We start from the raw sequence: 22,936 nt of genomic DNA, 5'->3' as shown, positions 1-22,936 counted from the left end.
TCACGCGCCCACCTGCTCGCCGTCGGCCGGCCGGGCGCCGCGCGCCCAGTCGACGGCCGGCAGCATCTTCTTCCCCGCCGGCTGGACCTCGCCGAGCCGGACGGCACCGCGACCGGTGCCCACGAGCACACCGGTCGGTCCGACCGACACCTCGCCGGGGGCCAGGGCCAGGGAGCTGTCCAGCGGCTCGACCGGGCCCAGCCGCAGCCGGTCCCCGCGCCACGTCGTCCAGGCTCCCGGGGCGGGGGTGACCCCGCGGACCCGGCGGTCGACCACGTGCGCCGGCAGCGACCAGTCCACGCGGGCATCGGCGGTCTCGACCTTGGGGGCCAGCGAGACACCGTCGGCGGGCTGCGGCTCGGGCACCAGCGAGCCGTCGGCGATGCCGTCCAGGGTGGCGACCAGCAGCCGGGCGCCGGTGACGGCGAGCCGGTCGAGCAGCTCCCCGGCGGTGTCGCGCGGGCCGATCGCCTCGGTGACGACGCCGAAGACCGGCCCGGTGTCCAGGCCCGCCTCCAGCTGGAAGGTGGCCGCGCCGGTGACCTCGTCACCGGCCATCACCGCGTGCTGCACCGGGGCGGCGCCCCGCCAGGCCGGCAGCAACGAGAAGTGCAGGTTGACCCAGCCGTGCGCCGGGACGTCGAGGGCGACCGGTGGCACGAGCGCCCCGTAGGCGACCACCGGGGCGCAGTCGACGGCGAGGTCGGCGAGCTGCTCGAGGAACTCGGGCTCCCGGGGCGAGCGGGGCTGCAGCACCGGGATGCCCGCCTCGTCGGCGTGCTGGGCGACCGGGGAGCGCACCTCGCGGCGGCCACGGCCGGCGCGGGCGTCGGGGCGGGTGAGCACCGCGACCACCTCGTGGTCGCTGGCGAGCAGGGCGGTGAGCGACGGGACCGCCGGTGACGGCGTCCCGGCGAAGAGCAGCTTCAGTGCGGGCTCACCTTCACGACGGGGGCGGGTGCCGGGCTGCCGTCGGGCAGCCAGGCGGCATGGCCCTGCCACTCGGCGTCGCCGAGCACGGACAGGGCGGCCGCACGGGCCTCGGCGTCGAGGCGGTCGACGAACAGCACGCCGTCGAGGTGGTCGGTCTCGTGCTGGATCGCCCGGGCCAGCTTGTGCGAGCCCTCCACCCGGATCGGCTCCCCGTGCACGTCCCAGCCGGTGGCCGCGACGTAGAGGTGCCGGCGGCAGTCGAAGCGGTAGCCGGGGATGGAGAGGCACCCCTCGGCGTCCTCCTCGGTCTCCTCGCCCACCGGGACGACGTCGGGGTTGACGATGTGCCCGACCTCGCCGTCGACGTACCAGGTGAAGACCCGCAGGCCCACGCCGATCTGCGGGGCGGCCAGACCGGCACCGCCGGCGGCGTGCATGGTCTCGGTCAGGTCGGTGACGAGCGTGCGCAGCTCGGCGTCGAAGTCGACGACGGGGGCGGCCACGGCGCGCAGCACCGGGTCGCCCATGATCCGGATGGGGGTGACGCTCACCGGGCGAGGATACGGGCCCCGGGAGGACGACGACGCCGCCTGCTCCGGCCCGGTAGCGTTCCGGCATGGCCCGCCATGCACAGCACCGCGCCCGCGCCCTGCTCAGCAGCGCCCTGGACGGCGTCGTCGTCGGCGCCGCCCAGGCTGCCCTGGACCACCCCCGCCGGTCCCCGGGCCGCCGCCGGCTGTACGCCGGCATCGCCACCGCCGTCGCCACCGACGCCCTGGCCGCCGAGCTGCCCACCCTGCAGGCCGTGGCCGCCGGGCGACCGCCCCGCCCGGCGCACCCGGAGGAGCAGCAGCTCAGCGTCACCGCGGGGCTGATCGCGGTCGGCTGGGGGCTGACCGCCACCGTGCTGGACGGGCCACTGGCCCGGGTGCTGGCCCGCCGCGGCCACGACCGCCCGCACCTGGCGCTGGGCATCGGGGTGGGGCTGCTCACCGCGGCGTCGACGCTGCCGTTCTGGTGGCGACGCTCGACGGTGCGGATCGCCGACGACGTGGCCCTGGCCGCCGAGGAGGCCGACCTCGCCGCGTGGGAGGCCGAGCTGGCCGCGGCCGACCAGCACTGACCTCGTCCCCGGCTAGAGCTCCGGCGGGTCCAGCTGCACCCGGACGTGCTCGGTGACCTTCTTGGCCGACCGCACGCCCTGCACGTCGTGCAGCGCGCGGGCCAGCGGGACGCCGTCCTGACGGGGCACCCGCACCAGGAACCGCTCGCGCTGCTCGTCGGCTGGCTGACCGGGCCGGTACGGCTCGGGCACCGGACCCAGCACGTCGGCACCCGGGGGCAACCGCAGCGCGTCGAGGAACTCCGCCAGCGCGGCCGGTGAGGCACTCAGCGCGGCCAGCCGGGTCACCGGCGGGAAGCCCAGCTCGCGGCGGTCGGCGAGCTCCCGGGCCGCCAGCCCGGCCGGGTCCCAGCGCACCAGTGCCTGCACCACCGGGTGCCCGGCGTCGGCGACGACCACCACCTGACCGCCCGCAGGCGCCGGGCGCACCAGGGCCGCGGCGTTCGCCCACCGCCGCATGGTCTCCTCCCCCGCGCGCAGGTCGGCCCGGCCCAACAGCGCCCAGGAGTCCAGCAGCAACGCCGCCCCGTAGCCGCCGGGGACGACGGGCTCGGCGCCCGGGGTGGCGACGACGATTCCCGGCCCGGGCTCGACCTCGGCCAGCACCGACCCCCGGCCGCTGACCCGCACCGGTGCACCGGCGAACGCCCGGCCCAGCTCCTCCGCCGTGCGGGACGCACCGACGACCGAGGCGCGCAGCTTCGTGCCGTGGCAGTGCGGGCAGTCGAAGACCGCCGCGGGCCGGGCGCACCACCGGCAGGCCGCGACCCGGGCACCGGAGGCACCGGGCGAGGCCGCGACCCCCAGCGGGCCGGCGCAGTGCACGCACCGGGCCGGTGCCCGGCAGCGGTCGCAGACCAGCCCCGGGGCGTACCCGGCGCGCGGGACCTGGACCAGCACCGGGGCACCGGCGGCCAGGGCCTCCCGGGCGACCCGGAACGCCAGCGAGGGCAGCCGGGCGCTGCGGGCGGCGGCGTCGCGGGCCAGCTCGGAGTCCTCGCCCAGCGCCTGCACCCGGGGCGCGGCCTGGCGGACCGTGGCCCGGTCGGCGACCAGCTCGTGCGCCCAGCCGGACTCCACCAGCAGCGCCGCTTCTGCGGTCCGCGCGGTGCCGGCCACCACCGCGGAGCAGCCGGCCAGGTGGGCGCGCTGGACCACGACGTCCCTCGTGTGCGGGTAGGGCGCGCGGGGCTCGGCGTGCAGGTCGTCGCCGTCGTCCCAGACGACGACGAGGCCCAGGTCCCGCACCGGGGCGAACACCGAGCCCCGGGTGCCCAGCACGACCTGTGCTGTGCCGCGGGAGACGGTGAGGAACCGGCCGTAGCGGGTGTCGGGCGAGGAGTCCGCGCGCAGCACCGCGACCGACCCCGTGGGCAGCTGGGTGGCCGCGGCCGCGGCGAGGCGGTCGAGGTCCTTGCCGTCGGGGACCACGACGAGCGCACCCCGGCCGCCGGACAACGTGGCCCGGCACAGCTCGACCAGCCGGGTCGGCCAGTCCTCCCCCGGCAGCGCCGTCCAGACCGCCCGGACCGGACGGCCGAGGGCGAGGGCCTCCAGGAAGGCCTCGCCGGTCGGGTAGCGGGCGAACCCGGCTGGGTCCGGCGGCTCCGGGGCCGGCGGCGGGTCGGCGACCGGCCGCTTCTCCGGGGCACCGCGGCGCGGCGGGAGGGCCAGCCGCAGCACGTCGGTCATCACCCCGCCGTGCCGGTCGGCGACCGCGCGGGTCAGCTCGGCCACCTCGGGGGTGAGCACGGGCTCGGACGACACGACCTTCGCCAGCGCGGCGAGCTTCCCGGTGTGCGTCGTGGTCGAGCCGACCTCGAGCACGACGCCGTCCACCAGCTGGCCGGAGAACCGCACCCGCACCCGGCAGCCGGCCACCACGGCCTCGGCGAGGTCGTCGGGGACGGCGTAGTCGAAGGGCCGGTCCAGGTGCGCCAGGGGCACGTCGACGACGACCCGGGCCACCCGCAGCTGCGGGCGACCCGGGTCGTCGGGGATCGGGAGGGTGGTCAGACGGCTGACTTCAGCGCGTCGACGCGGTCGGTCTTCTCCCACGGCAGGTCCAGGTCGGTGCGACCGAAGTGCCCGTAGGCCGCGGTCGGCCGGTAGATCGGCCGGAGCAGGTCCAGGTCGCGGACGATGGCACCGGGGCGCAGGTCGAACACCGAGGTGATCGCCTTCTCCAGCACGTCGTCCGGGACGGTGCCGGTGCCGAAGGTCTCCACGAACAGACCGACCGGGCTCGCGGCGCCGATCGCGTAGGCGACCTGCACCTCGCAGCGGCGGGCCAGACCCGCGGCGACGACGTTCTTGGCCACCCAGCGCATGGCGTAGGCCGCCGAGCGGTCCACCTTCGACGGGTCCTTGCCGGAGAACGCACCGCCACCGTGGCGGGCCATGCCGCCGTAGGTGTCGACGATGATCTTGCGACCGGTCAGGCCGGCGTCGCCCATCGGGCCACCGATGACGAACTTGCCGGTCGGGTTGACCAGCAGCCGGTGCCCGGTGGTGGGCAGGCCGAGCGCGGCGAGCTCGGGCTGGACCACGAGCTCCTCGATGTCGGGGGTCAGCAGCGTGTCGATGCTGATGTCCTCGGCGTGCTGGGAGGAGACGACCACGGTCTCCACGCCCACCGGGCGGTCGTCCTCGTAGACCACGGTGACCTGGGTCTTGCCGTCGGGACGCAGGTAGGGCACCGAGCCGTCCTTGCGCACCGCGGACAGCCGCTTGGAGAGGCGGTGGGCCAGCGCGATCGGCAGCGGCATGAGCTCGGGGGTCTCGTCGCTGGCGTAGCCGAACATCAGGCCCTGGTCGCCGGCGCCCTGGCTGGCGATGAGGTCCTCGGCGGCGGCGGCGCGGTCGGCGGCACCGGTGCGGGTCTCGTAGCCGACGTCGACGCCCTGCGCGATGTCGGGCGACTGGGCGCCGAGGGAGACGCTGACGCCGCAGGAGGCACCGTCGAAGCCCTTGCGCGAGCTGTCATAGCCGATGCCCAGGATCGTCTCGCGGACGACCTTGGCGATGTCGACGTAGCCGCCGGTGGTGACCTCACCGGCGATGTGCACCTGGCCGGTGGTGATCATCGTCTCGACGGCGACCCGGCTGCGCGGGTCCTGGGTGAGCATCTCGTCCAGGATCGCGTCGCTGATCTGGTCGGCGATCTTGTCCGGGTGTCCTTCGGTGACCGACTCGGACGTGAACAGACGACGTGACACTCGGGACTCCCTGGGCGGACTGAGGTGAGCTGCGCGGCTGCGCACTCCGGTGGTGCTGGGTCCTGCTGACGGTCTTCGGCGCCTCCGGTCCGGTCGGACGGGGCACCGGTCGACGAGGTTACCGGCGCGGACCCAGTCGGTCTGCAACGGCGTGCCAGATCCCGGCCGCGACGACGTCCTTGGGTCCGGTGGGCACCTCGGTGGCCGACCCGTCGGCCGCCAGCACGGTGACCGCGTTGTCCGGCCGGCCGAAGACCTGCCCGCCGGAGACGTCGTTGACCACCAGGAGGTCGCAGCCCTTGCGGGCGAGCTTGGCGCGGGCGTGGGTGAGCACGTCGGCCTCGGCGTCCCCGGTCTCCGCGGCGAACCCGACGACCAGCTGCCCCGCCGGTCGGGCGGTGACCAGCCCGGCGAGGACGTCGGGGTTGCGGGTGAGCGCGACCTCGCTGGGCTCGCTCCCGCTGCCCTTCTTGAGCTTGGTGGTCGCGACCGCGGTGGGCCGGAAGTCCGCGACCGCGGCGGCCATGACGACGACGTCGGCAGCGGGGGCGTGCTCGACCATCGCCGTCTGCAGCTCCTCGGCGGAGCCGACCGGCACGACGCGGCAGCCGAACGGGGCGCCGTCCTCGACGTTGGCGGCGACCAGGGTGACCTCGGCGCCGCGGGCAGCGGCGACCCGGGCCAGTGCCCAGCCCTGCCGGCCCGAGGACCGGTTGCCCAGGTAGCGGACCGGGTCCAGCGGCTCACGGGTGCCGCCGGCACTGACCAGCACGCGGCGTCCGGCCAGGTCCGGGGCCAGGGCCGCGGCCCCGCCGGCGAGCACGACCTCGGCCAACGCGGCGACGTCGGCGGGCTCGGGGAGCCGGCCGGGCCCGGAGTCCGGGCCGGTGAGCCGGCCGACCGCGGGCGGGAGGACGACGGCACCGCGCCGGCGCAGGGTGGCCACGTTGTCCTGGGTGGCCGGGTGCAGCCACATCTCGGTGTGCATGGCCGGCACGAAGACCACCGGGCAGTGTGCGGTGAGCAGGGTGGCGGTGAGCAGGTCGTCGGCCCGACCGGACGCCGCGCGGGCCAGCAGGTCGGCGGTCGCCGGGTTGACCAGCACCAGGTCGGCGGTCTGGCCGATCCGGACGTGCGCGACCTCGGGGACGTCGTCCCAGACCTCGGTGCTGACCGGGTTGCCGGAGAGCGCCTCGAAGGTCGCCGCGCCGACGAACCGCAGCGCCGACGCCGTCGGCACCACCCGCACGTCGTGCCCGCGCTCGGTGAGCGCGCGCAGCAGCAGCGCCGACTTGTAGGCGGCCACGCCGCCCCCGACGCCCAGCACGATCCGGCTCATGGGCTCCATCTTCTCCAGGGACGACGAAACCCCCGGCCGTGCGGCCGGGGGTCTCCTCAGTTCGGGGGTGTCGGCGCTCAGTTCTCGCCGGCGGTGTGGGTCAGCAGGCCCTCGTTGATCTCGCGCAGGGCGATGGAGAGGGGCTTCTCCTGGGGGGCGGTGTCGACCAGCGGGCCGACGTACTCCAGCAGGCCCTCGGAGAGCTGGCTGTAGTAGGCGTTGATCTGGCGGGCCCGCTTGGCCGCGTAGATGACCAGGCCGTACTTGCTGCTGGTGCGCTCGAGCAGCTCGTCGATCGGCGGGTTGGTGATGCCCTCGGGGGCAGGTGCGACTCCGGACACGGGCGTGGGACTCCTCGGTAGGACGGTGCGCTGGGGGCCGATCGCAGGGTGCTGCGCTCAGGCCGGTGGTGGCGCAGTCAGCAAGACTACCAACTGGTCGGCGGCCCGGGCGACGTCGTCGTTCACCACGACCACGTCGTAGTCCCCGACGGACTCCAGTTCGGCCCGCGCGATGGCCAGCCGACGCTCGATCACGTCGGCCGGTTCGGACCCCCGACCCGACAGCCGCAGGGTCAGCTCCTCGAACGACGGCGGGGCCAGGAAGACCAGCTGGGCGTCGGCAGCGCGGCTGCGCACCTGGCGGGCGCCCTGCATCTCGATCTCCAGCAGCGCCGGGTTGCCGGAGGCCAGCTGCTCCTCGACGGGGGCCCGGGGGGTGCCGTAGCGGTTGCCGGCGTACTCCGCCCACTCCAGCAGCCCGTCGTTGTCGATCAGCCACTGGAAGGCCTCGTCGTCGAGGAAGAGATAGTGCTCCCCCTCGACCTCGCCGGGTCGGGGCTTGCGGGTGGTCACCGACACCGACACCCACACGTCGGGGTGCCGTCGTCGTACCTCGGCGACGACCGTCCCCTTCCCGACCCCGGAGGGTCCCGAGAGCACCGTCAGTCGGGCAGGCGGTCGAGCCACTCTCGGCAGTCCTCGGGGTCGGGTCGGGGGGTGCGGGTCAGGCGGACTGGTCGCCGGCGAACTCGGCCTCGAGGGCCTTGCGCTGGTTGGCGCCCAGGCCACGCACGCGGCGGGTCGGGGAGATCTCCAGCCGCTCCATGATCTTCGCAGCGCGGGCCTTGCCGACACCCGGGAGGGACTCCAGGACGGCGGAGACGCGCATCTTGCCGATGATCTCGTCGGTGTCGCCCTGCTTGAGGACGTCGCCGACGGAGGTGCCCTTGCTCTTGAGCTTCTCGCGGAGCTCGGCGCGGACCTTGCGGGCGGCGGCGGCCTTCTCGAGGGCAGCAGCGCGCTGTTCGGGGGACAGCTCGGGGAGAGGCACGGTGAACCAATCGTGTCGTGCCGGCGGCTCTCCCGCCGGCGGGGGATCTCGGGTGTGGGGGGTGGACGAGCAGGGGGTGCGGGGGTGGCCCGTCTGCTAGAGCCTGGCGGCCAACCTAGTCACCGTGAACGCGCAGGTCACGTGCCCCCCGGGGGCCCGTGGGCGGACCCGTTGTGCTGCTCCACCAAACGACACGCCCCCGTCCGGCTACTCAGCGTGATGACTGCTGGTCGCGCCGGGGGCCACCTCGGCGTCACCTGTCGTCCACCGGGGATCTGGTCACGGCCGGGATCGGAACCCGACCAGGACGCACCTGCCGGCCCCGGCCTGCTCAGCGGTCCGGCGTGGGCCTCAGGCCCGGCTGCGGCGGCCCAGCGCGAACCCGGCGACGCCGGCGAGCACCAGGAGGCCGGTCACGAGCAGGGCGAGCCCGACCAGGTGTCCGGTGTCCCAGGAGACCGTGAACGGCGGGTCGTCGAGCTGCAGGGTCAGCGTGCTCCCGTAGGCCGGCGACGGCTCGGAGGACCCCGCGTAGGAGACCGACGGGTGGGTGTTCGTCCACCAGAACGTGGCCACCCCCGACAGCACGACCAGCAGGCCCACCGCCGCGGCCACCCGCAGCCGGGTCACCGCTGCAGGGCGTGCGCCCACCGGGCGGCCGCGGACCGCAGGCCCGGGACGTCCGGGCCGGCGGCCAGCACGTCCCGCGAGACGGTGGGGACGACGGCCTGGGTGTCACCGAAGAGCCGCCGCAGGTCCTCCGGCGTCCCGCCCTGGGCGCCCAGGCCGGGTGCCAGCACCGAGCCACCGAGACCGGTCAGGTCGACGTCGAGCCCGGGCAGGGTGGCACCGACGACGACACCGCACGCGCCCAGCTCCGCCCCCCAGGACCGGGAGGCCGGGCCGTTCCACCGGCCGACCGTGTCCACGACGGCCTGCGCCACCGACCGCCCCTCGACCACGGCGTGCTGGAAGGTGCCCGCATCGGGGTTCGACGTGCGGGCCAGCACGTAGAGCCCGCCGCCGTGCCGCTGCGCCGCGTCGACCGCCGGCTGCAGGGAGTCCGGGCCCAGGTAGGGGCTGACGGTGAGCGCGTCGACGTGCAGCGGGTGGCCCGGCTCGAGCACCGCGGCGTAGCCGGCCATCGTCGAGCCGATGTCACCCCGCTTGGCGTCCAGGAGCACCAGCGCCCCGGCCGACCGGGCCGCAGCCACGGCGTCCTCCAGCACCGCCAGACCGCGGGAGCCGTGCCGCTCGTAGAACGCCGACTGGGGCTTGAGCACCGCGACCGACCCGGCGAGCGCGTCGACCACCACGTCGGTGAACCGGCGCAGCCCGTCGACGTCGTCGGCGAGACCCCAGGAGAGCAGCAGCTCGCGGTGCGGGTCGATCCCGACGCACAACGGGCCGCGCTCGGCGACCACGGCCGACAGCCGCGCACCGAAGGCGGCGCTCACCGGCCGTGCCGTCCGGAGGACTCCTCGGGTGCCCGGTGGGCGTAACCGATGGCGTCGGCGAGCCGGCCGAAGCCCCGCTCCCCCAGCGCCTCGGCCAGCTCGGCGTGGATCCGGGCCGGGGCGGACGGGTCGTTGAACACCGCGGTGCCCACCGAGACCGCCCCGGCACCGGCGAGCACGAACTGCAGGGCGTCCAGGCCGGTGCGGATGCCGCCCATGCCCAGGATCGGCACGTTGGGCAGCGCCTGGTGCACCTGCCACACGCAGCGCAGGGCCACCGGCCGGACCGCCGGGCCGGACAGCCCGCCGGTGACCCCGCCCAGCACCGGGCGCATGGTGTCGGTGTCGATCACCAGCCCGAGCAGGGTGTTGATCATCGACAGGCCGTTGGCGCCGGCATCGGCACAGGCCCGGGCCACCGAGACGATGTCGGTGACGTCGGGGGTGAGCTTGGCGTAGACCGGGTGCGCGGGGTCGGCGGCCGCGCGCACCGCGGCGAGCACCTCGGCCGAGGCGTCGGGGTTGCAGGCGAAGACCTCGCCACGGCTCTCCACGTTCGGGCAGGAGATGTTGACCTCCAGGCCCAGCACCCCGGGGGCGCCGCGCAGCCGCTCGGCGAGCTCGGCGAAGTCCTCGGTGCGCGACCCTGCGATCGACACGAACGCCTGGGCGCCGCGCGCGGCCAACCACGGCAGCTCGTCGGCCAGCAGGCCCTCGATGCCCGGCCCCTGCAGCCCGATCGAGTTGATCATCCCGCTGGGCGTCTCGGCCATCCGCGGGGTGGCCCGGCCCGACCGGGGGCGCAGCTGCACCGACTTGGTCACCACCGCCCCGATCGACGCCAGGTCGAAGAACGGGTCGAGCTCCTGCCCGAAGGACGAGCAGCCCGAGGCGGTGAGCACCGGGCTGACCACGGGCCTCCCGCCGATCGAGGCCTGCATGTCCACGCTGGGGGCCTCCAGGTCGAATCCGGCCAGCTCCGATGCGGCGGTCACGGCGTCTCCCCCTCGATCGCGGGCGTGTGGGCCACGCCCATCGCGTCGGCGCCGACCACGTCGGGGGGCAGCGTGCCCACGTCGCGGAACCGGACACGGTCCCCGGCGAAGACCGGGCCCTCCACGCAGGACCGGGCGAACCGGCTGCGTCCGTCGGCGCCGACCACCGGCAGCACGCAGGTCATGCAGACCCCGATCCCGCAGGCCATCGACTCCTCGACCGCGACCCAGGACGGCACGCCCCGGTCGGTGGCCAGGCCGGCGACGGCCTCCAGCATCGGCATCGGACCGCAGGCGTAGACCACCCCGGCACCACTGACCAGCTCGGCGACCGGACCGGTCACCCGCCCCTGGCGTCCGACGCTGCCGTCGTCGGTGGTGACCACGAACGGCGCAGCCACCTCGGTGAGCTCGTCGACCGAGCACAACCGGGCCTCGTCACCGGCCCCGACCACCGCGGCCACCTCGTGCCCGCGCGAGCGCAGCAGCCCGCCCAGCCCGACCAGGGCGGCCGCGCCGTACCCCCCGCCGACCAGCAGCGCGGGCGTGCCCGGCGCGGGCAGCGGGAACGGCCGGCCGAGCGGGCCGACCACGTCGACCTCGTCGCCGGGCCGCAGCCCCGCCAGCCAGGTGGACCCGGCGGCCCGGGCGGACACGACCACGGAGAACCGGCCGTCACCCACCCCGGCGATCGCGATGGAACGGCGCAGCAGCATCGCCGAGGTGGGCCCACCGACGGCGAAGGCGACGAACTGCCCGGGCTGGGCGACGTCGGCGATGTCCGGCGCCTCCAGGGTCAGCTCGGTGTAGGCACTGACCGGCCGGCTGCCGACCACCACGGCCAGCCCCTGGACCGGGTCGTGCTCGGGCGGCGGGGCGGGCTGACCGAGCTTCTCCCGCACCGTGCCGGGCACCGGGGGCAACACCCGTTCACCGGTCGAGGTCTCGTCGGTCACCGGGCGGCCTCCAGCGCCGCGGCCCGCGAGACCGCCAGGGCGGCGTGCAGGTCCTGCAGGCTGCGCACCCCGATGTCGCCCCGGCGCAGGGCCTCCACGCCCTGCACGGCTGCCGCCATGCCCTGCACGGTGGTGATGCACGGGATGCCGGCGGTGACCGCCGCGGTGCGGATCTCGTAGCCGTCCAGCCGCGGACCGGAGTTGCCCGGGGCGCCGAACGGGGTGTTGACGACCATGTCCACCTCCCCGGCCAGGATGGCCTCCACGACGTTGCCCGGCCCGTCGGAGTACTTCCCGACGACGGTGCAGGCGACCCCGTTGCGGCGCAGCACCTGCGCCGTGCCGGCGGTGGCCAGCACGGTGAACCCGAGGTCGGCCAGCCGCTTGACCGGGAAGACCGCCGAGCGCTTGTCCCGGTTGGCCAGCGACACGAACACGGTGCCCCCGGTGGGCAGCGAGCCGTAGGCGGCGGCCTGGGACTTGGCGAACGCGGTGCCGAACTCGGCGTCGAGGCCCATCACCTCGCCGGTGGACTTCATCTCCGGGCTCAGCACGGTGTCCACGCCCAGGCCCTCGGCGGTGCGGAACCGGTTGAAGGGCAGCACCGCCTCCTTGACCGCGATCGGGGCGTCGTCGGGGGTGTCGGTGCCGTCGCCCTGCACGGGCAGCACGCCGGCGGCCCGCAGCTGCACGATGGTCTCCCCGACCGCGATCCTGGCCGCGGCCTTCGCCAGCGGGACCGCGGTCGCCTTGGACACGAACGGCACCGTGCGGCTGGCCCGCGGGTTGGCCTCCAGGACGTAGAGCACGTCGTCCTTGAGCGCGTACTGCACGTTCATCAGCCCGCGCACCCCGATCCGGGCGGCCAGCTTCTCCGTCGCCGCCCGGATCGCCCGCAGGTCGGTGGAGCCCAGCGTGATCGGGGGCAGCGCGCACGCGGAGTCACCGGAGTGGATGCCGGCCTCCTCGATGTGCTCCATGACCCCGCCGAGGTACAGCTCGGTGCCGTCGTAGAGCGCGTCGACGTCGATCTCCACGGCGTCCTCGAGGAACCGGTCGATGAGCACCGGGTGGTCGGGGCTCACGTCGGTGGCCTTGGCCAGGTAGGCCTCCAGCGTGGCGTCCTCGTAGACGATCTCCATGCCGCGCCCGCCCAGCACGTAGGAGGGCCGCACCAGCACCGGGTAGCCGATGGAGGCCGCGATGGCCCGGGCCTCGTCGAACCGGAACGCGGTGCCGTGCTTGGGGGCGGGCAGCCCGGTGTCGGCGAGCACCCGGGAGAACTCGCCGCGGTCCTCGGCGGCGTCGATCGCCTCCGGGGCGGTGCCCAGCACCGGCACACCGGCGTCCTTGAGCCGCTGAGCCAGCGCCAACGGGGTCTGCCCGCCCAGCGTGCAGATCACCCCGGCGACCGGCCCGGCGGCGCGCTCGGCCTCGACGACCTCGAGCACGTCCTCGAAGGTGAGCGGCTCGAAGTACAGCCGGTCGGCGGTGTCGTAGTCGGTGGAGACGGTCTCGGGGTTGCAGTTGACCATCACCGCCTCGTAGCCGGCGTCCTGCAGGGCCATCACCGCGTGCACGCACGAGTAGTCGAACTCGATGCCCTGCCCGATGCGGTTGGGCCCCGAGCCCAGGATCAGCACCGCGGTCTTCTCCCGCGGCGCCACCTCGGTCTCCTCGTCGTAGGTCGAGTAGTGGTAGGGCGTCGTGGCCTCGAACTCCGCGGCACAGGTGTCCACGGTCTTGTAGACCGGCCGGATGCCCAGCCGCCACCGCAGCGTCCGGACGCCGTCCTCACCGGCCAGCTCGGGCCGCAGCGAGGCGATCTGCCGGTCGCTCAACCCGTGCCGCTTGGCCCGGCGCAGCAGCTCCGGGGTGAGCGAGGGCGCCTCGCGCACGGCGGTGCCGATCTCGTGCACCTGCAGCACCTGGTCGACGAACCACGGGTCGAAGCCGGACGCCTCGGCGACGGCCTCGACGCTCGCCCCGGCGGCCAGCGCCCGCTCGGCCACGTACAGCCGACCGTCCAGCGGGGTGCGCAGCTGCTCCACCAGCTCCTCGGCGGTGGCCTCGGGCTGCACGGGGCCGGTCCAGAAGCCCACCTGCGGCGTCTCCGTGGACCGCATCGCCTTGCCCAGGGCCTCGGTGAAGTTGCGGCCCATGCTCATGACCTCGCCGACGCTCTTCATCGTCGTGGTCAGCCGGGGGTCGGCGCCGGGGAACTTCTCGAAGGCGAACCGCGGGATCTTCACCACGACGTAGTCCAGCGTGGGCTCGAACGCCGCCGGGGTGACCCGGGTGATGTCGTTGGTGATCTCGTCGAGGGTGTAGCCGATGGCCAGCTTGGCGGCGATCTTGGCGATCGGGAACCCGGTGGCCTTGGAGGCCAGCGCGCTCGAGCGGCTCACCCGCGGGTTCATCTCGATCACGACCAGGCGCCCGTCGGCCGGGTTGACCGCGAACTGGATGTTGCAGCCACCGGTGTCCACCCCGACCGCGCGGAGCACGGCGATGCCGACGTCGCGCATGTGCTGGTACTCGCGGTCGGTGAGCGTCATCGCCGGCGCCACGGTCACCGAGTCACCGGTGTGCACGCCCATCGCGTCGATGTTCTCGATCGAGCAGACGACCACCACGTTGTCGGTGTGGTCGCGCATCAGCTCGAGCTCGTACTCCTTCCAGCCCAGCACCGACTCCTCGACGAGCACGGTGTGCACCGGTGAGTCGGCCAGGCCGTGGCCGGCCATCCGGCGCAGCATCTCCTCGTCGGTGGCGAAGCCCGAGCCCAGCCCGCCCATGGTGAAGCTGGGCCGGATGACCACCGGGTAGCCGACCTCGGCGGCGGTGGCCAGTGCCTCCTCGACGGTGCCGCAGACCGTGGAGCGCGGGGCGTCGGCGCCGATGGAACGGACGATGTCCTTGAACAGCTGCCGGTCCTCGCCGCGGTTGATCGCCTCGGCGTCGGCCCCGATCAACCGGACGCCGTAGCGCTCGAGCACGCCGTTCTCCTGCAGCGCGAGCCCGAGGTTCAGCGCGGTCTGCCCGCCCAGGGTGGCCAGCAGCGCATCGGGGCGCTCCTTCGCGATGACCTTCTCGACGAACTCCGGGGTCAGCGGCTCCACGTAGGTGGCGTCGGCGACCTCGGGGTCGGTCATGATCGTGGCCGGGTTGCTGTTGACCAGGCTGACCCGCAAGCCCTCGGCCTTGAGCACCCGGCAGGCCTGGGTGCCGGAGTAGTCGAACTCGCAGGCCTGGCCGATGACGATCGGCCCGGAGCCGATCACCATCACGTGCTGGATGTCGTCACGCCTGGGCACGGTCGGCCTCCATCATGTCCACGAAGCGCTGGAAGAGCGGTGCGGCGTCGTGCGGGCCGGCGGCGGCCTCGGGGTGGAACTGGACGCTGAACGCGGGGACGTCGAGGCAGCGCAGGCCCTCGACGACCTGGTCGTTGAGCCCGACGTGGCTGACCTCGACCCGCCCGTAGGGAGTGTCGGAGGCGCGGTCGAGCGGGGCGTCGACGGCGAAGCCGTGGTTCTGGCTGGTCACCCGCACCGAGTCGGTGACCCGGTCGAGCACCGGCTGGTTCAGCCCGCGGTGGCCGAAGGGCAGCTTGTAGGTGCCCAGACCCAGGGCGCGGCCGAGGATCTGGTTGCCGAAGCAGATGCCGAACAGCGGCCGGCGGGCGTCGAGCACGCCCTTGACGGCGTCGACGGCGTAGTCGCTGGCCGCCGGGTCGCCGGGCCCGTTGGACAGGAAGACCCCGTCGGGGCCGGCGGCCAGCAGCTCGGCGGCGGTGGCCGTGGCCGGCAGCACGTGGGTCTCCACGCCGAGCTCGGCCAGGTGCCGCGGGGTGGCGGCCTTGATGCCCAGGTCCAGCGCGGCGATCGTGTACTTCCGCTCCCCCACCGCCGGGACGACGTAGGCCTGCTCGGTGGTGACCTCCGGCGCGAGGTCCGCGCCGCTCATCGAGGGTGCGGCGAGCACCCGGGCCAGCAGCTCGTCGGCGTCCAGCAGCTCGGTGGAGATGCCCACCCGCATGGCGCCGCGGTCGCGCAGGTGCCGGGTCAGCGCCCGGGTGTCCACCCCGCTGATGCCCACGACGCCGTTGTCGACCAGCTCGGCGTCCAGGGTGCCGGTGGACCGCCAGTTCGCGGGGCGGCGGGCGGGGTCGCGCACGACGAAGCCGGCCACCCAGATGCGGCGGGACTCGTCGTCCTCGTCGTTGACCCCGGTGTTGCCGATGTGCGGGGCGGTCATCACCACCACCTGGCGGTGGTAGCTGGGGTCGGTCAGCGTCTCCTGGTAGCCGGTCATCCCGGTGGAGAACACCGCCTCGCCGACCGTCGTCCCGGTGGCCCCGTAGGACTCGCCGCGGAACGCCCGGCCGTCCTCGAGGACGAGCAGCGCTTCACTCACTTCTGGACCTTCCCATCGAGCACCGACAGTTCTCCGCGCAGCAGCGTGTGCACCACGCGGGCGGGCAGTTCGCGCCCGGCGTACGGGCTGTTGCGGCTCTTGCTGGCCAGCGCGGCCGGGTCGACCACGGCGCGCGCGGTGGGGTCGAGCAGCACCAGGTTGGCCGGCTCGCCCACGGCGATCGGGCGGCCCTGGTGGGTCAGCCGGCCGATCTCGGCGGGCCGCACCGACATCCGGTCGGCCACCTCGCGCCAGGTGAGCAGCCCGGTGTCGACCATGGTGTCGACGACGACGGACAGCGCCTGCTCCAGCCCGAGCATCCCGGGCCGGGCGGCCGCCCACTCGCACTCCTTGTCCTCACCGGCGTGCGGGGCGTGGTCGGTGGCCACGGCGTCGATCGTGCCGTCGGCCAGACCGGCCCGCAGCGCCGCGACGTCCTCGGCCGTGCGCAGCGGCGGGTTGACCTTGAACGTGGCGTCGTAGCCCTCGGCCTGCGCGTCGGTGAGGAGCAGGTGGTGCGGGGTGACCTCGGCGGTGACCTGCACCCCGCGCGACTTAGCCCAGCGGATCAGCTCCACCGAGCCCGCGGTCGAGACGTGGCAGACGTGCAGCCGAGCGCCCACGTGCTCGGCGAGCAGGACGTCGCGGGCGATGATCGCCTCCTCGGCGACCGCGGGCCAGCCGGTGAGCCCGAGCCGGGCCGACCGGTCGCCCTCGTGCATCTGGGCGCCGACGGTCAGCCGGGGCTCCTCGGCGTGCTGGGCGACGACGCCGTCCAGCGCCTTGACGTACTCCAGGGCGCGGCGCATCAGCGCGGGGTCCGAGACGCACTTCCCGTCGTCGGAGAACACCCGCACGGTCGCGGCGCTGTCGGCCATCGCGCCGAGCTCGGCGAGCTGGGTGCCACCCAGGCCGACGGTCACCGCCCCGACCGGGACGACGTCGACCAGCCCGGCCTGCTGGCCCAGCCGCCACACCTGCTCGACCACGCCCGCGGTGTCGGCGACCGGGTCGGTGTTGGCCATCGCGTGCACCGCGGTGTACCCGCCCAGCGCGGCAGCCCGGGAGCCGGTGAGGACGGTCTCGGTGTCCTCCCGGCCGGGCTCCCGCAGGTGGGTGTGCAGGTCCACCAGGCCGGGCAGCGCGATCAGCCCGGTGGCGTCGATCGTCTGCGCGGTCGAGGACAGGTCGGCGCCGATCGCGGCGACGACGCCGTCCTTGACCAGGAGGTCGACGGCGTCCTCGCCGTAGGGCCGGACGTTCTTCAGCAGGACGGTCACGCGGGGCCTCCGAGCAGCAGGTAGAGGACGGCCATGCGCACGCTGACGCCGTTGCCGACCTGCTCGACGATCGTCGAGCGGGGTGAGTCGGCCACGTCCGCGGCGATCTCCATGCCGCGGTTCATCGGGCCGGGGTGCATGACGATGGCGTCGTCGGAGAGGCGGGCCATCCGCTCGGCGTCCAGGCCGTAGCGGCGGCTGTACTCCCGGGCCGAGGGGAAGAACGAGGCGTTCATCCGCTCGCCCTGCACGCGCAGCATCATCACGACGTCCGCGGCGGGCAGCACGGCGTCCAGGTCGTAGGACACCGTGACCGGCCAGGAGCCGACACCGACCGGGAGCAGCGTGGGTGGCGCGACGAGGGTGACCTCGGCGCCCAGGGTGTGCAGCAGCCAGACGTTGGAGCGGGCCACCCGGCTGTGCAGCACGTCGCCGGTGATCACCACCCTCACGCCCTCGAGCCGGCCCAGCCGCCGGCGGATCGTGTACGCGTCCAGCAGCGCCTGGGTGGGGTGCTCGTGGGTGCCGTCGCCGGCGTTGACCACGCTGCCGGCGACCCAGGTGGCCAGCCGGTGCGGTGCCCCGGAGGCCCCGTGCCGGACGACGATGCCGTCGGCGCCCATCGCCTCCAGGGTGAGCGCGGTGTCCTTGAGGCTCTCGCCCTTGGAGACGCTGGAGCCCTTGGCGGAGAAGTTGATGACGTCGGCGGAGAGCCGCTTGGCGGCCAGCTCGAAGCTGATCCGGGTGCGGGTGGAGTCCTCGAAGAAGAGGTTGACCACCGTGCGGCCGCGCAGCGTGGGCAGCTTCTTGACCTCGCGGCCGGCCAGCGCGGACTCGATCTGTGCGGCGGTGTCCAGCACCAGGGTGGCGTCGGCACGGTCGAGGTCGGCGGCCTCCAGCAGGTGGCGCTTCACTGCTCGCCCCCGGTGATCGTCACGCCGTCCTCGCCGTCGACCTCGGCCAGCCGGACCCTGACCTGCTGGCTGCGCGAGGTCGGCACGTTCTTCCCGACGAAGTCGGCCTTGATCGGCAGTTCCCGGTGTCCGCGGTCCACCAGCACCGCGAGCTGGACCGCCCGGGGGCGACCGACGTCGCGCAGCCCGTCCAGCGCTGCCCGGACCGAGCGGCCGGAGAAGAGCACGTCGTCGACGAGCACCACGAGCCGGCCGTCGATGCCGGCGTCGGGCAGCCGGGTGTCCTCCAGGGCGCGGACCCCGCGGGTGCGCAGGTCGTCCCGGTACAGGGTGATGTCCACGGTGCCGACGTCGACCGCGGTGCCGGTGAAGGCCTCGATGCGGGCGGCCAGCCGGCGGGCCAGCGGGGCGCCGCGGGTGGGGATCCCGATGAGCACCAGGTCGGCGAGGCCGTCGCCGGAGGAGGTGGAGCTGGCCGCCCGCTCGATGAGCTGGTGCGCGATCCGGTCCACCACGCGGGGGACGTCGTCGGCGGAGAGCAGCTGCTGGGGGTCGCCGGGGCCGGCGGATGACAAGGTCGATGGCGGGGCCATCAGGCCTCCTTCCCCGCCTCACGGGACGGGTCGTTAAAGGAGTGGTTCTGGTCCGGCGAGCACGCTAGCGCACCCCCCGGTGTGACCTGCGCCCGACGACGCACCCCCGATCGGGGTGGTAGCGGTGTCGCGCAGGCCCGCTACCGCGTACTCTCCGTGACCAGCAGGCCGTACTCAGCGTGACCAGCACGACCGACCCCCCGATCCTCCAGTGAGCAGGACACCGATGAGCACCGACTACTCGCGGGCGCTGGGCGCCCGACTGCGGGCGATCCGCAACCAGCAGGGCCTGTCGCTGCAGGGCGTCGAGGACAAGTCGCACGGCCGCTGGAAGGCCGTCGTCGTCGGGTCCTACGAGCGTGGCGACCGCGCGGTGACCGTGCAGCGGCTCTCCGAGCTGGCCGTGTTCTACGGCGTCCCGGTGGCCGAGCTGCTGCCCGACCCCCGCCCGAGCTCGGCGGTCACCAAGACCACCAAGATCGTGCTGAACCTGGAGTCTCTGGGCTCGTTGCCCGCCGACGAGGCCGGCCCGCTGGCCCGGTACGCCTCGACCATCCAGGCCCAGCGGCACGACTACAACGGCAAGGTGCTGTCCATCCGCGCCGAGGACCTGAAGTCGCTGGCGATCATCTACGACATGAGCCCCGACGAGCTCACCAGCCGGCTCATCGAGTGGGGCGTGCTCTCCCCCGGCGCCGACGGCACCGGCTACGCCACCTCCGAGGAGGAGGACGAGCCGCTGGACTGGGAGCGTCGCCGCTCCCCGCGCTGACACCCCACGCAGAAGGGCCCCTCCCGCACCGCGGGAGGGGCCCTTCTGCGTCGGTCAGGCGGTGGGGATCTCCCGGCGGATGATGCCGCCGAGCACGCCGTTGACGTAGGACGACGAGTCGTCGGTGGACAGCGCCTTGGCCAGCTCCACCGCCTCGTCGATCACCACGGCGTCCGGGACGTCGGGCACCCAGAGCAGCTCGAAGACCGCCATCCGCAGGATCGCCCGGTCGACGTCGGGCAGCCGGTCCAGCGTCCAGCCGTCGGCGTGCTCGCCGATCAGCCGGTCGATCTCGGTGGCGTGCTCGTGCGCGCCCTCGACCAGCCGGACGGCGTGCTCGGAGACCGGCGGGTTGCTGTCGGCGACGCGCTCACGCAGCAGCTCGATGACGTCCCTGCTGCGCAGGTCGGCCTCGTAGAGCACGTCGACCGCGCGCTTGCGGGCCTTGGAGCGGGCAGCCACAGGTCAGCTGACCCGGCCGAGGTACCGGCCGTCGCGGGTGTCGACCTTGAGCTTCTCGCCGGTGGTGACGAACAGCGGCACCTGGATCTCGGCACCGGTCTCCAGGGTCGCGGGCTTGGTGCCCCCGGTGGAGCGGTCGCCCTGCAGGCCCGGGTCGGTGTGCTGGACGACGAGCTCCATCGTGACCGGCAGCTCGACGAACAGCGGGACGCCCTCGTGCACGGCGACCATGGCCTCGGTGTTCTCCAGCAGGTAGTCCGAGGCGCTGCCCAGGGTGGCCGCGGAGACCGGGATCTGGTCGAAGGTGTCGCCGTCCATGAAGACGTAGTCGGCGCCGTCCTGGTAGAGGTAGGTCATCGTCCGCTTGTCGACGGTGGCCGTCTCGACCTTCAGGCCGGCGTTGAACGTCTTGTCGACGACCTTGCCGCTCAGCACGTTCTTCAGGGTCGTGCGCACGAAGGCGCCGCCCTTGCCCGGCTTCACGTGCTGGAAGTCGGTGACGGTCCACAGCTGACCGTCCAGCTTGAGGACGATGCCGTTCTTGAGGTCGTTGGTGGTTGCCATCTAGAGGACCAGCAGTTCCTTGCTCGTGAGGGTCAGGAGGTCGGCCGCGCCATCAGCCACGATCAGGGTGTCCTCGATCCGGACACCCCCGTGACCGGGGAGGTACACACCGGGTTCCACGGTGACGGCCATGCCGGCGGCCAGACTACCCGCGCCCAGCGCCGAGATGCCCGGAGCCTCGTGGATCTCCAGCCCCACCCCGTGCCCCAGGCCGTGGGTGAAGTGCTCCCCGTGGCCGGCCGCGACGATGACGTCGCGGGATGCGGCGTCCACCGCGGTGACCTCGACACCGACGCCCAGCGCTGCCCGCCCGGCCGCCTGGGAGGCCGCCACCAGCTCGTAGACCTCGACCTGCCAGTCGGCGGCGTGGCCCAGCACCAGGGTGCGGGTCATGTCGGAGTGGTAGCCGTCGACGGTGGCACCGAAGTCCAGCTTGAGGAAGTCCCCGCCGCGCAGCTCGGTGCCGTCGGGCCGGTGGTGCGGGATCGCGGAGTTGGCTCCGGCGGCCACGATCGTCTCGAAGGACGGCGCCTCCGCCCCCAGGGCCAGCATCCGGGCGTCCAGGTCGCGGCCGACGGCGAGCTCGGTGCGGCCCGGGCGCAGCGCGCCCTCGGCGGCGAGCTCGGCCAGCGCCTGGTCGGCCACGGTGCAGGCCCGGCGCAGCGCGTCGACCTCGTCGTCGTCCTTGACCGCGCGCAGCGCCTCGACCGCACGGCGGACGCTGACCAGCTCGGTGCTGCTCCCCTCGAGCGACTGCTCCAGGGCGCGCAGTCCGTCGACCGTGACCTCGTGCGACTCGTACCCCAAGCGGCCGGTGCCGGCGGCCGCGCGGGCCAACGCGCCGACCGTGCCCCGGTCGACCAGCAGCTCGACGTCGGGCACCTGCGTGCCGGCCTGGGTGGTGTACCGGCCGTCGGTGCCGAACAGGTCGGCCCCGTCGGTGCGCACCAGCAGCGCTCCGTTGGAGCCGGTGAAGCCGGTCAGGTACCGGACGTTGAGCAGGTTGGTGACCAGCACGGCGTCCAGTCCGGCCTCCGCGGCCCGGGCCTTCAGCCGGTCGCGCCGTCCGGCGTGGTCCATCACCGCACCCCCTTCTCGGCCAGGTAGCGCAGCGCCGCCTCGTAGCCGAAGACGCCCAGGCCGGCGATCACCCCGTCGGCGACGGCGGAGACGTAGGAGTGGTGCCGGAAGGGCTCGCGGGCGTGCACGTTGGTGATGTGCACCTCGACGACCGGGGCGTCGACCTGGGCGAGCGCGTCGCGCAGCACGACCGAGGTGTGCGTCCAGCCGGCGGCGTTGACCACCACGGCGGTGCCGGTGTCGGCGGCCTGGTGCACCCAGCCGAGCAGCTCGGCCTCGCTGTCGGTCTGCCGGACGGCGACGTCCTGCCCCAGCTCGGCGGCGACCGCCTCGATCCGGGCGACCAGGTCGGCGTAGGTGGTCGAGCCGTACTTCTCCGGCTCCCGGGTGCCCAGGCGCCCCAGGTTGGCGCCGTTGAGGACGACGATGCTCATGCGCTCTGCTCCACTGCTGCCCAGGCTGTCCGCAGCCAGGCCTCGTCGGGGTCGATGAGGATGCCCGGTCGGCCGAGCCCGTCGAGCACAACGAACCGCAGGCTCGCCCCGCGGGACTTCTTGTCCACGGCCATCACGGCGCGCAGATCGGCGAAGTCCCCGGCGTAGGTCACCGGCAGGCCCATCGCGGCGACCAGGTCGCGGTGCCGGTCGGCCTCGGCCCGGGACAACCGCCCCGCCGCGGCACCGAGCTCGGCGGCGAAGACCAGGCCGACGGCGACCGCGTCGCCGTGCCGCCAGCCGAAGTCCTCCACCTTCTCGATGGCGTGGGCCAGCGTGTGGCCGTAGTTGAGGAACTCCCGGCGGCCGGTGTCGTAGAGGTCCTCGCCCACCGCGTCGGCCTTCACCTGCACGGCGCGGGCGATGAGCTCGGTGGTCGAGGACCGGCCGGTGGGGTCGGCGGTGAGCAGGTCGAGCACCGCGGCGTCGGCGATGAACCCGCACTTGACCACCTCGGCGAGCCCGGACCGGAACTCCGCCTCCGGGAGGCCGTCGAGGGTGTCGGTGTCGATCAGCACGGCGACCGGCGGGTGGAAGGCACCGACCAGGTTCTTGCCGGCCGCGGTGTTGATCCCGGTCTTGCCCCCCACGGCGGCGTCGACCATCCCGAGCAGGCTGGTGGGCACCTGCACCACCCGGACACCGCGTAGCCAGGTGGCCGCGACGAAACCGGCCAGGTCGGTGACCGCTCCCCCGCCGACCCCGACGACGACGTCGGTGCGGGTCAGCCCGAGCCGGCCGAGCTCGGCCCAGAGACCCGCCGCGACCTCGGCGGTCTTGGCCTGCTCGCCGTCGGGCACCACCAGCGCCTCGGCGGCCAGCCCGGCCTGCTGCAGGGTCGCGACGACCCCGCCGGCCACCGCCGCGAGCGACGCGGTGTGCACCACGGCGGCCCGGGTGGCCCCGGCGATCGCGGTGTCGGTGAGCAGGACGAGCTCGGCGGTGGCCCCGGGGCCGATGACGACCTCGTAGGGCACCTGGCCGGCCACGGTGATCCGCTGCAGC

General features: G+C 74.3%; 24 protein-coding genes. 2 read left to right on the top strand and 22 right to left on the bottom strand.

What is annotated here, in order from left to right:
• Entirely contained in the window at positions 1-930 is a 930-nt protein-coding gene (locus tag F1C76_19370) for a methionyl-tRNA formyltransferase (protein ID QNG39386.1), read from the bottom strand.
• Positions 927-1,484, bottom strand: a complete 558-nt coding sequence (gene def / locus F1C76_19365) for a peptide deformylase (protein ID QNG38435.1) — start codon at positions 1,482-1,484, stop codon at positions 927-929. The genes F1C76_19370 and def overlap by 4 nt, the downstream gene beginning before the upstream one ends.
• A 65-nt stretch (positions 1,485-1,549) precedes the next feature.
• Here def and F1C76_19360 point away from each other — a divergent pair, with 65 nt between their 5' ends.
• A complete protein-coding gene (locus F1C76_19360; protein QNG38434.1) occupies positions 1,550-2,056 on the top strand; it encodes a hypothetical protein in 507 nt (168 codons plus the stop codon).
• 12 nt (positions 2,057-2,068) lie between these two features.
• Here F1C76_19360 and F1C76_19355 read toward each other — a convergent pair whose 3' ends face one another.
• From F1C76_19355 to pyrR, 15 genes are all read right to left on the bottom strand, one after another.
• Positions 2,069-4,024: a primosomal protein N' gene (locus F1C76_19355; GenBank protein QNG38433.1), complete on the bottom strand. Its 1,956-nt coding sequence runs from the start codon at positions 4,022-4,024 to the stop codon at positions 2,069-2,071.
• 44 nt (positions 4,025-4,068) lie between these two features.
• The gene (locus F1C76_19350; GenBank protein QNG38432.1) at positions 4,069-5,274 is read right to left on the bottom strand and encodes a methionine adenosyltransferase; all 1,206 of its coding nucleotides are present in this window, start codon (positions 5,272-5,274) and stop codon (positions 4,069-4,071) included.
• Between the two features lie 118 nt (positions 5,275-5,392).
• Positions 5,393-6,613 (bottom strand): bifunctional phosphopantothenoylcysteine decarboxylase/phosphopantothenate--cysteine ligase CoaBC, encoded by a 1,221-nt coding sequence (gene coaBC / locus F1C76_19345; GenBank protein QNG38431.1) that lies wholly within the window; start codon positions 6,611-6,613, stop codon positions 5,393-5,395.
• Positions 6,614-6,690: 77 nt separating this feature from the next.
• On the bottom strand, positions 6,691-6,954 hold the full coding sequence (locus F1C76_19340; GenBank protein QNG38430.1) for a DNA-directed RNA polymerase subunit omega: 264 nt from the start codon (positions 6,952-6,954) through the stop codon (positions 6,691-6,693).
• Positions 6,955-7,011: 57 nt separating this feature from the next.
• Complete coding sequence (locus tag F1C76_19335; GenBank protein ID QNG38429.1) at positions 7,012-7,581, bottom strand: guanylate kinase; 570 nt, start codon at positions 7,579-7,581, stop codon at positions 7,012-7,014.
• 37 nt (positions 7,582-7,618) lie between these two features.
• Positions 7,619-7,945 (bottom strand): integration host factor, encoded by a 327-nt coding sequence (locus tag F1C76_19330; protein QNG38428.1) that lies wholly within the window; start codon positions 7,943-7,945, stop codon positions 7,619-7,621.
• Between the two features lie 351 nt (positions 7,946-8,296).
• On the bottom strand, positions 8,297-8,575 hold the full coding sequence (locus F1C76_19325) for a hypothetical protein (protein QNG38427.1): 279 nt from the start codon (positions 8,573-8,575) through the stop codon (positions 8,297-8,299).
• A complete protein-coding gene (gene pyrF, locus F1C76_19320; GenBank protein ID QNG38426.1) occupies positions 8,572-9,402 on the bottom strand; it encodes an orotidine-5'-phosphate decarboxylase in 831 nt (276 codons plus the stop codon). The genes F1C76_19325 and pyrF overlap by 4 nt, the downstream gene beginning before the upstream one ends.
• A complete protein-coding gene (locus tag F1C76_19315; GenBank protein ID QNG39385.1) occupies positions 9,399-10,343 on the bottom strand; it encodes a dihydroorotate dehydrogenase in 945 nt (314 codons plus the stop codon). Before F1C76_19315 ends, pyrF begins: the two co-directional genes overlap by 4 nt.
• Positions 10,344-10,393: 50 nt before the next feature.
• Complete coding sequence (locus F1C76_19310) at positions 10,394-11,299, bottom strand: dihydroorotate dehydrogenase electron transfer subunit (GenBank protein ID QNG39384.1); 906 nt, start codon at positions 11,297-11,299, stop codon at positions 10,394-10,396.
• 50 nt (positions 11,300-11,349) lie between these two features.
• Positions 11,350-14,670, bottom strand: a complete 3,321-nt coding sequence (carB, locus tag F1C76_19305; protein ID QNG38425.1) for a carbamoyl-phosphate synthase large subunit — start codon at positions 14,668-14,670, stop codon at positions 11,350-11,352.
• Positions 14,657-15,772: a glutamine-hydrolyzing carbamoyl-phosphate synthase small subunit gene (gene carA, locus F1C76_19300; GenBank protein QNG38424.1), complete on the bottom strand. Its 1,116-nt coding sequence runs from the start codon at positions 15,770-15,772 to the stop codon at positions 14,657-14,659. The genes carB and carA overlap by 14 nt, the downstream gene beginning before the upstream one ends.
• Positions 15,769-17,052 carry a dihydroorotase gene (locus F1C76_19295; protein QNG38423.1) on the bottom strand — a complete coding sequence of 428 codons (1,284 nt, stop codon included), beginning with the start codon at positions 17,050-17,052 and terminating at the stop codon, positions 15,769-15,771. Before F1C76_19295 ends, carA begins: the two co-directional genes overlap by 4 nt.
• Positions 17,049-17,966: an aspartate carbamoyltransferase catalytic subunit gene (locus F1C76_19290; GenBank protein ID QNG38422.1), complete on the bottom strand. Its 918-nt coding sequence runs from the start codon at positions 17,964-17,966 to the stop codon at positions 17,049-17,051. The genes F1C76_19295 and F1C76_19290 overlap by 4 nt, the downstream gene beginning before the upstream one ends.
• Positions 17,963-18,559, bottom strand: coding sequence for a bifunctional pyr operon transcriptional regulator/uracil phosphoribosyltransferase PyrR (gene pyrR / locus F1C76_19285; GenBank protein QNG38421.1), 597 nt, complete (start codon positions 18,557-18,559; stop codon positions 17,963-17,965). Before pyrR ends, F1C76_19290 begins: the two co-directional genes overlap by 4 nt.
• A 226-nt stretch (positions 18,560-18,785) precedes the next feature.
• Here pyrR and F1C76_19280 point away from each other — a divergent pair, with 226 nt between their 5' ends.
• The gene (locus tag F1C76_19280; GenBank protein QNG38420.1) at positions 18,786-19,331 is read left to right on the top strand and encodes a transcriptional regulator; all 546 of its coding nucleotides are present in this window, start codon (positions 18,786-18,788) and stop codon (positions 19,329-19,331) included.
• A 54-nt stretch (positions 19,332-19,385) separates the two neighbouring features.
• On the opposite strand, the gene nusB is transcribed toward F1C76_19280, so the two are convergent.
• The 5 genes from nusB to F1C76_19255 are packed head-to-tail and all read right to left on the bottom strand — an operon-like array spanning position 19,386 to position 22,935.
• Positions 19,386-19,793, bottom strand: coding sequence for a transcription antitermination factor NusB (gene nusB / locus F1C76_19275; protein ID QNG38419.1), 408 nt, complete (start codon positions 19,791-19,793; stop codon positions 19,386-19,388).
• Positions 19,794-19,796: 3 nt separating this feature from the next.
• Positions 19,797-20,357, bottom strand: a complete 561-nt coding sequence (gene efp, locus F1C76_19270; protein ID QNG38418.1) for an elongation factor P — start codon at positions 20,355-20,357, stop codon at positions 19,797-19,799.
• Positions 20,358-21,437, bottom strand: a complete 1,080-nt coding sequence (locus tag F1C76_19265; GenBank protein ID QNG38417.1) for an aminopeptidase P family protein — start codon at positions 21,435-21,437, stop codon at positions 20,358-20,360.
• Positions 21,437-21,871, bottom strand: a complete 435-nt coding sequence (gene aroQ / locus F1C76_19260) for a type II 3-dehydroquinate dehydratase (GenBank protein QNG38416.1) — start codon at positions 21,869-21,871, stop codon at positions 21,437-21,439. Before aroQ ends, F1C76_19265 begins: the two co-directional genes overlap by 1 nt.
• Positions 21,868-22,935, bottom strand: a complete 1,068-nt coding sequence (locus tag F1C76_19255) for a 3-dehydroquinate synthase (protein ID QNG39383.1) — start codon at positions 22,933-22,935, stop codon at positions 21,868-21,870. The genes aroQ and F1C76_19255 overlap by 4 nt, the downstream gene beginning before the upstream one ends.
• Between the last annotated feature and the right edge of the window lies 1 nt (position 22,936).

This window comes from Geodermatophilaceae bacterium NBWT11, from assembly GCA_014218215.1.
Classification (GTDB): Bacteria; Actinomycetota; Actinomycetes; order Mycobacteriales; family Geodermatophilaceae; genus Klenkia.
Note: the sequence above shows the minus strand (reverse complement) of the source record. Positions and strands in the feature narration are given on the sequence as shown.

Coding starts and splice junctions, on each gene's coding strand:
- F1C76_19360 (QNG38434.1), top strand. CDS start 1,550: ATGGCCCGCCATGCACAGCACCGCGCCCGCGCCCTGCTCAGCAGCGCC.
- coaBC (QNG38431.1), bottom strand. CDS start 6,613: ATGAGCCGGATCGTGCTGGGCGTCGGGGGCGGCGTGGCCGCCTACAAG.
- F1C76_19315 (QNG39385.1), bottom strand. CDS start 10,343: ATGCAGGCCTCGATCGGCGGGAGGCCCGTGGTCAGCCCGGTGCTCACC.
- pyrR (QNG38421.1), bottom strand. CDS start 18,559: ATGGCCCCGCCATCGACCTTGTCATCCGCCGGCCCCGGCGACCCCCAG.
- F1C76_19280 (QNG38420.1), top strand. CDS start 18,786: ATGAGCACCGACTACTCGCGGGCGCTGGGCGCCCGACTGCGGGCGATC.
- efp (QNG38418.1), bottom strand. CDS start 20,357: ATGGCAACCACCAACGACCTCAAGAACGGCATCGTCCTCAAGCTGGAC.
- F1C76_19265 (QNG38417.1), bottom strand. CDS start 21,437: ATGGACCACGCCGGACGGCGCGACCGGCTGAAGGCCCGGGCCGCGGAG.
- aroQ (QNG38416.1), bottom strand. CDS start 21,871: ATGAGCATCGTCGTCCTCAACGGCGCCAACCTGGGGCGCCTGGGCACC.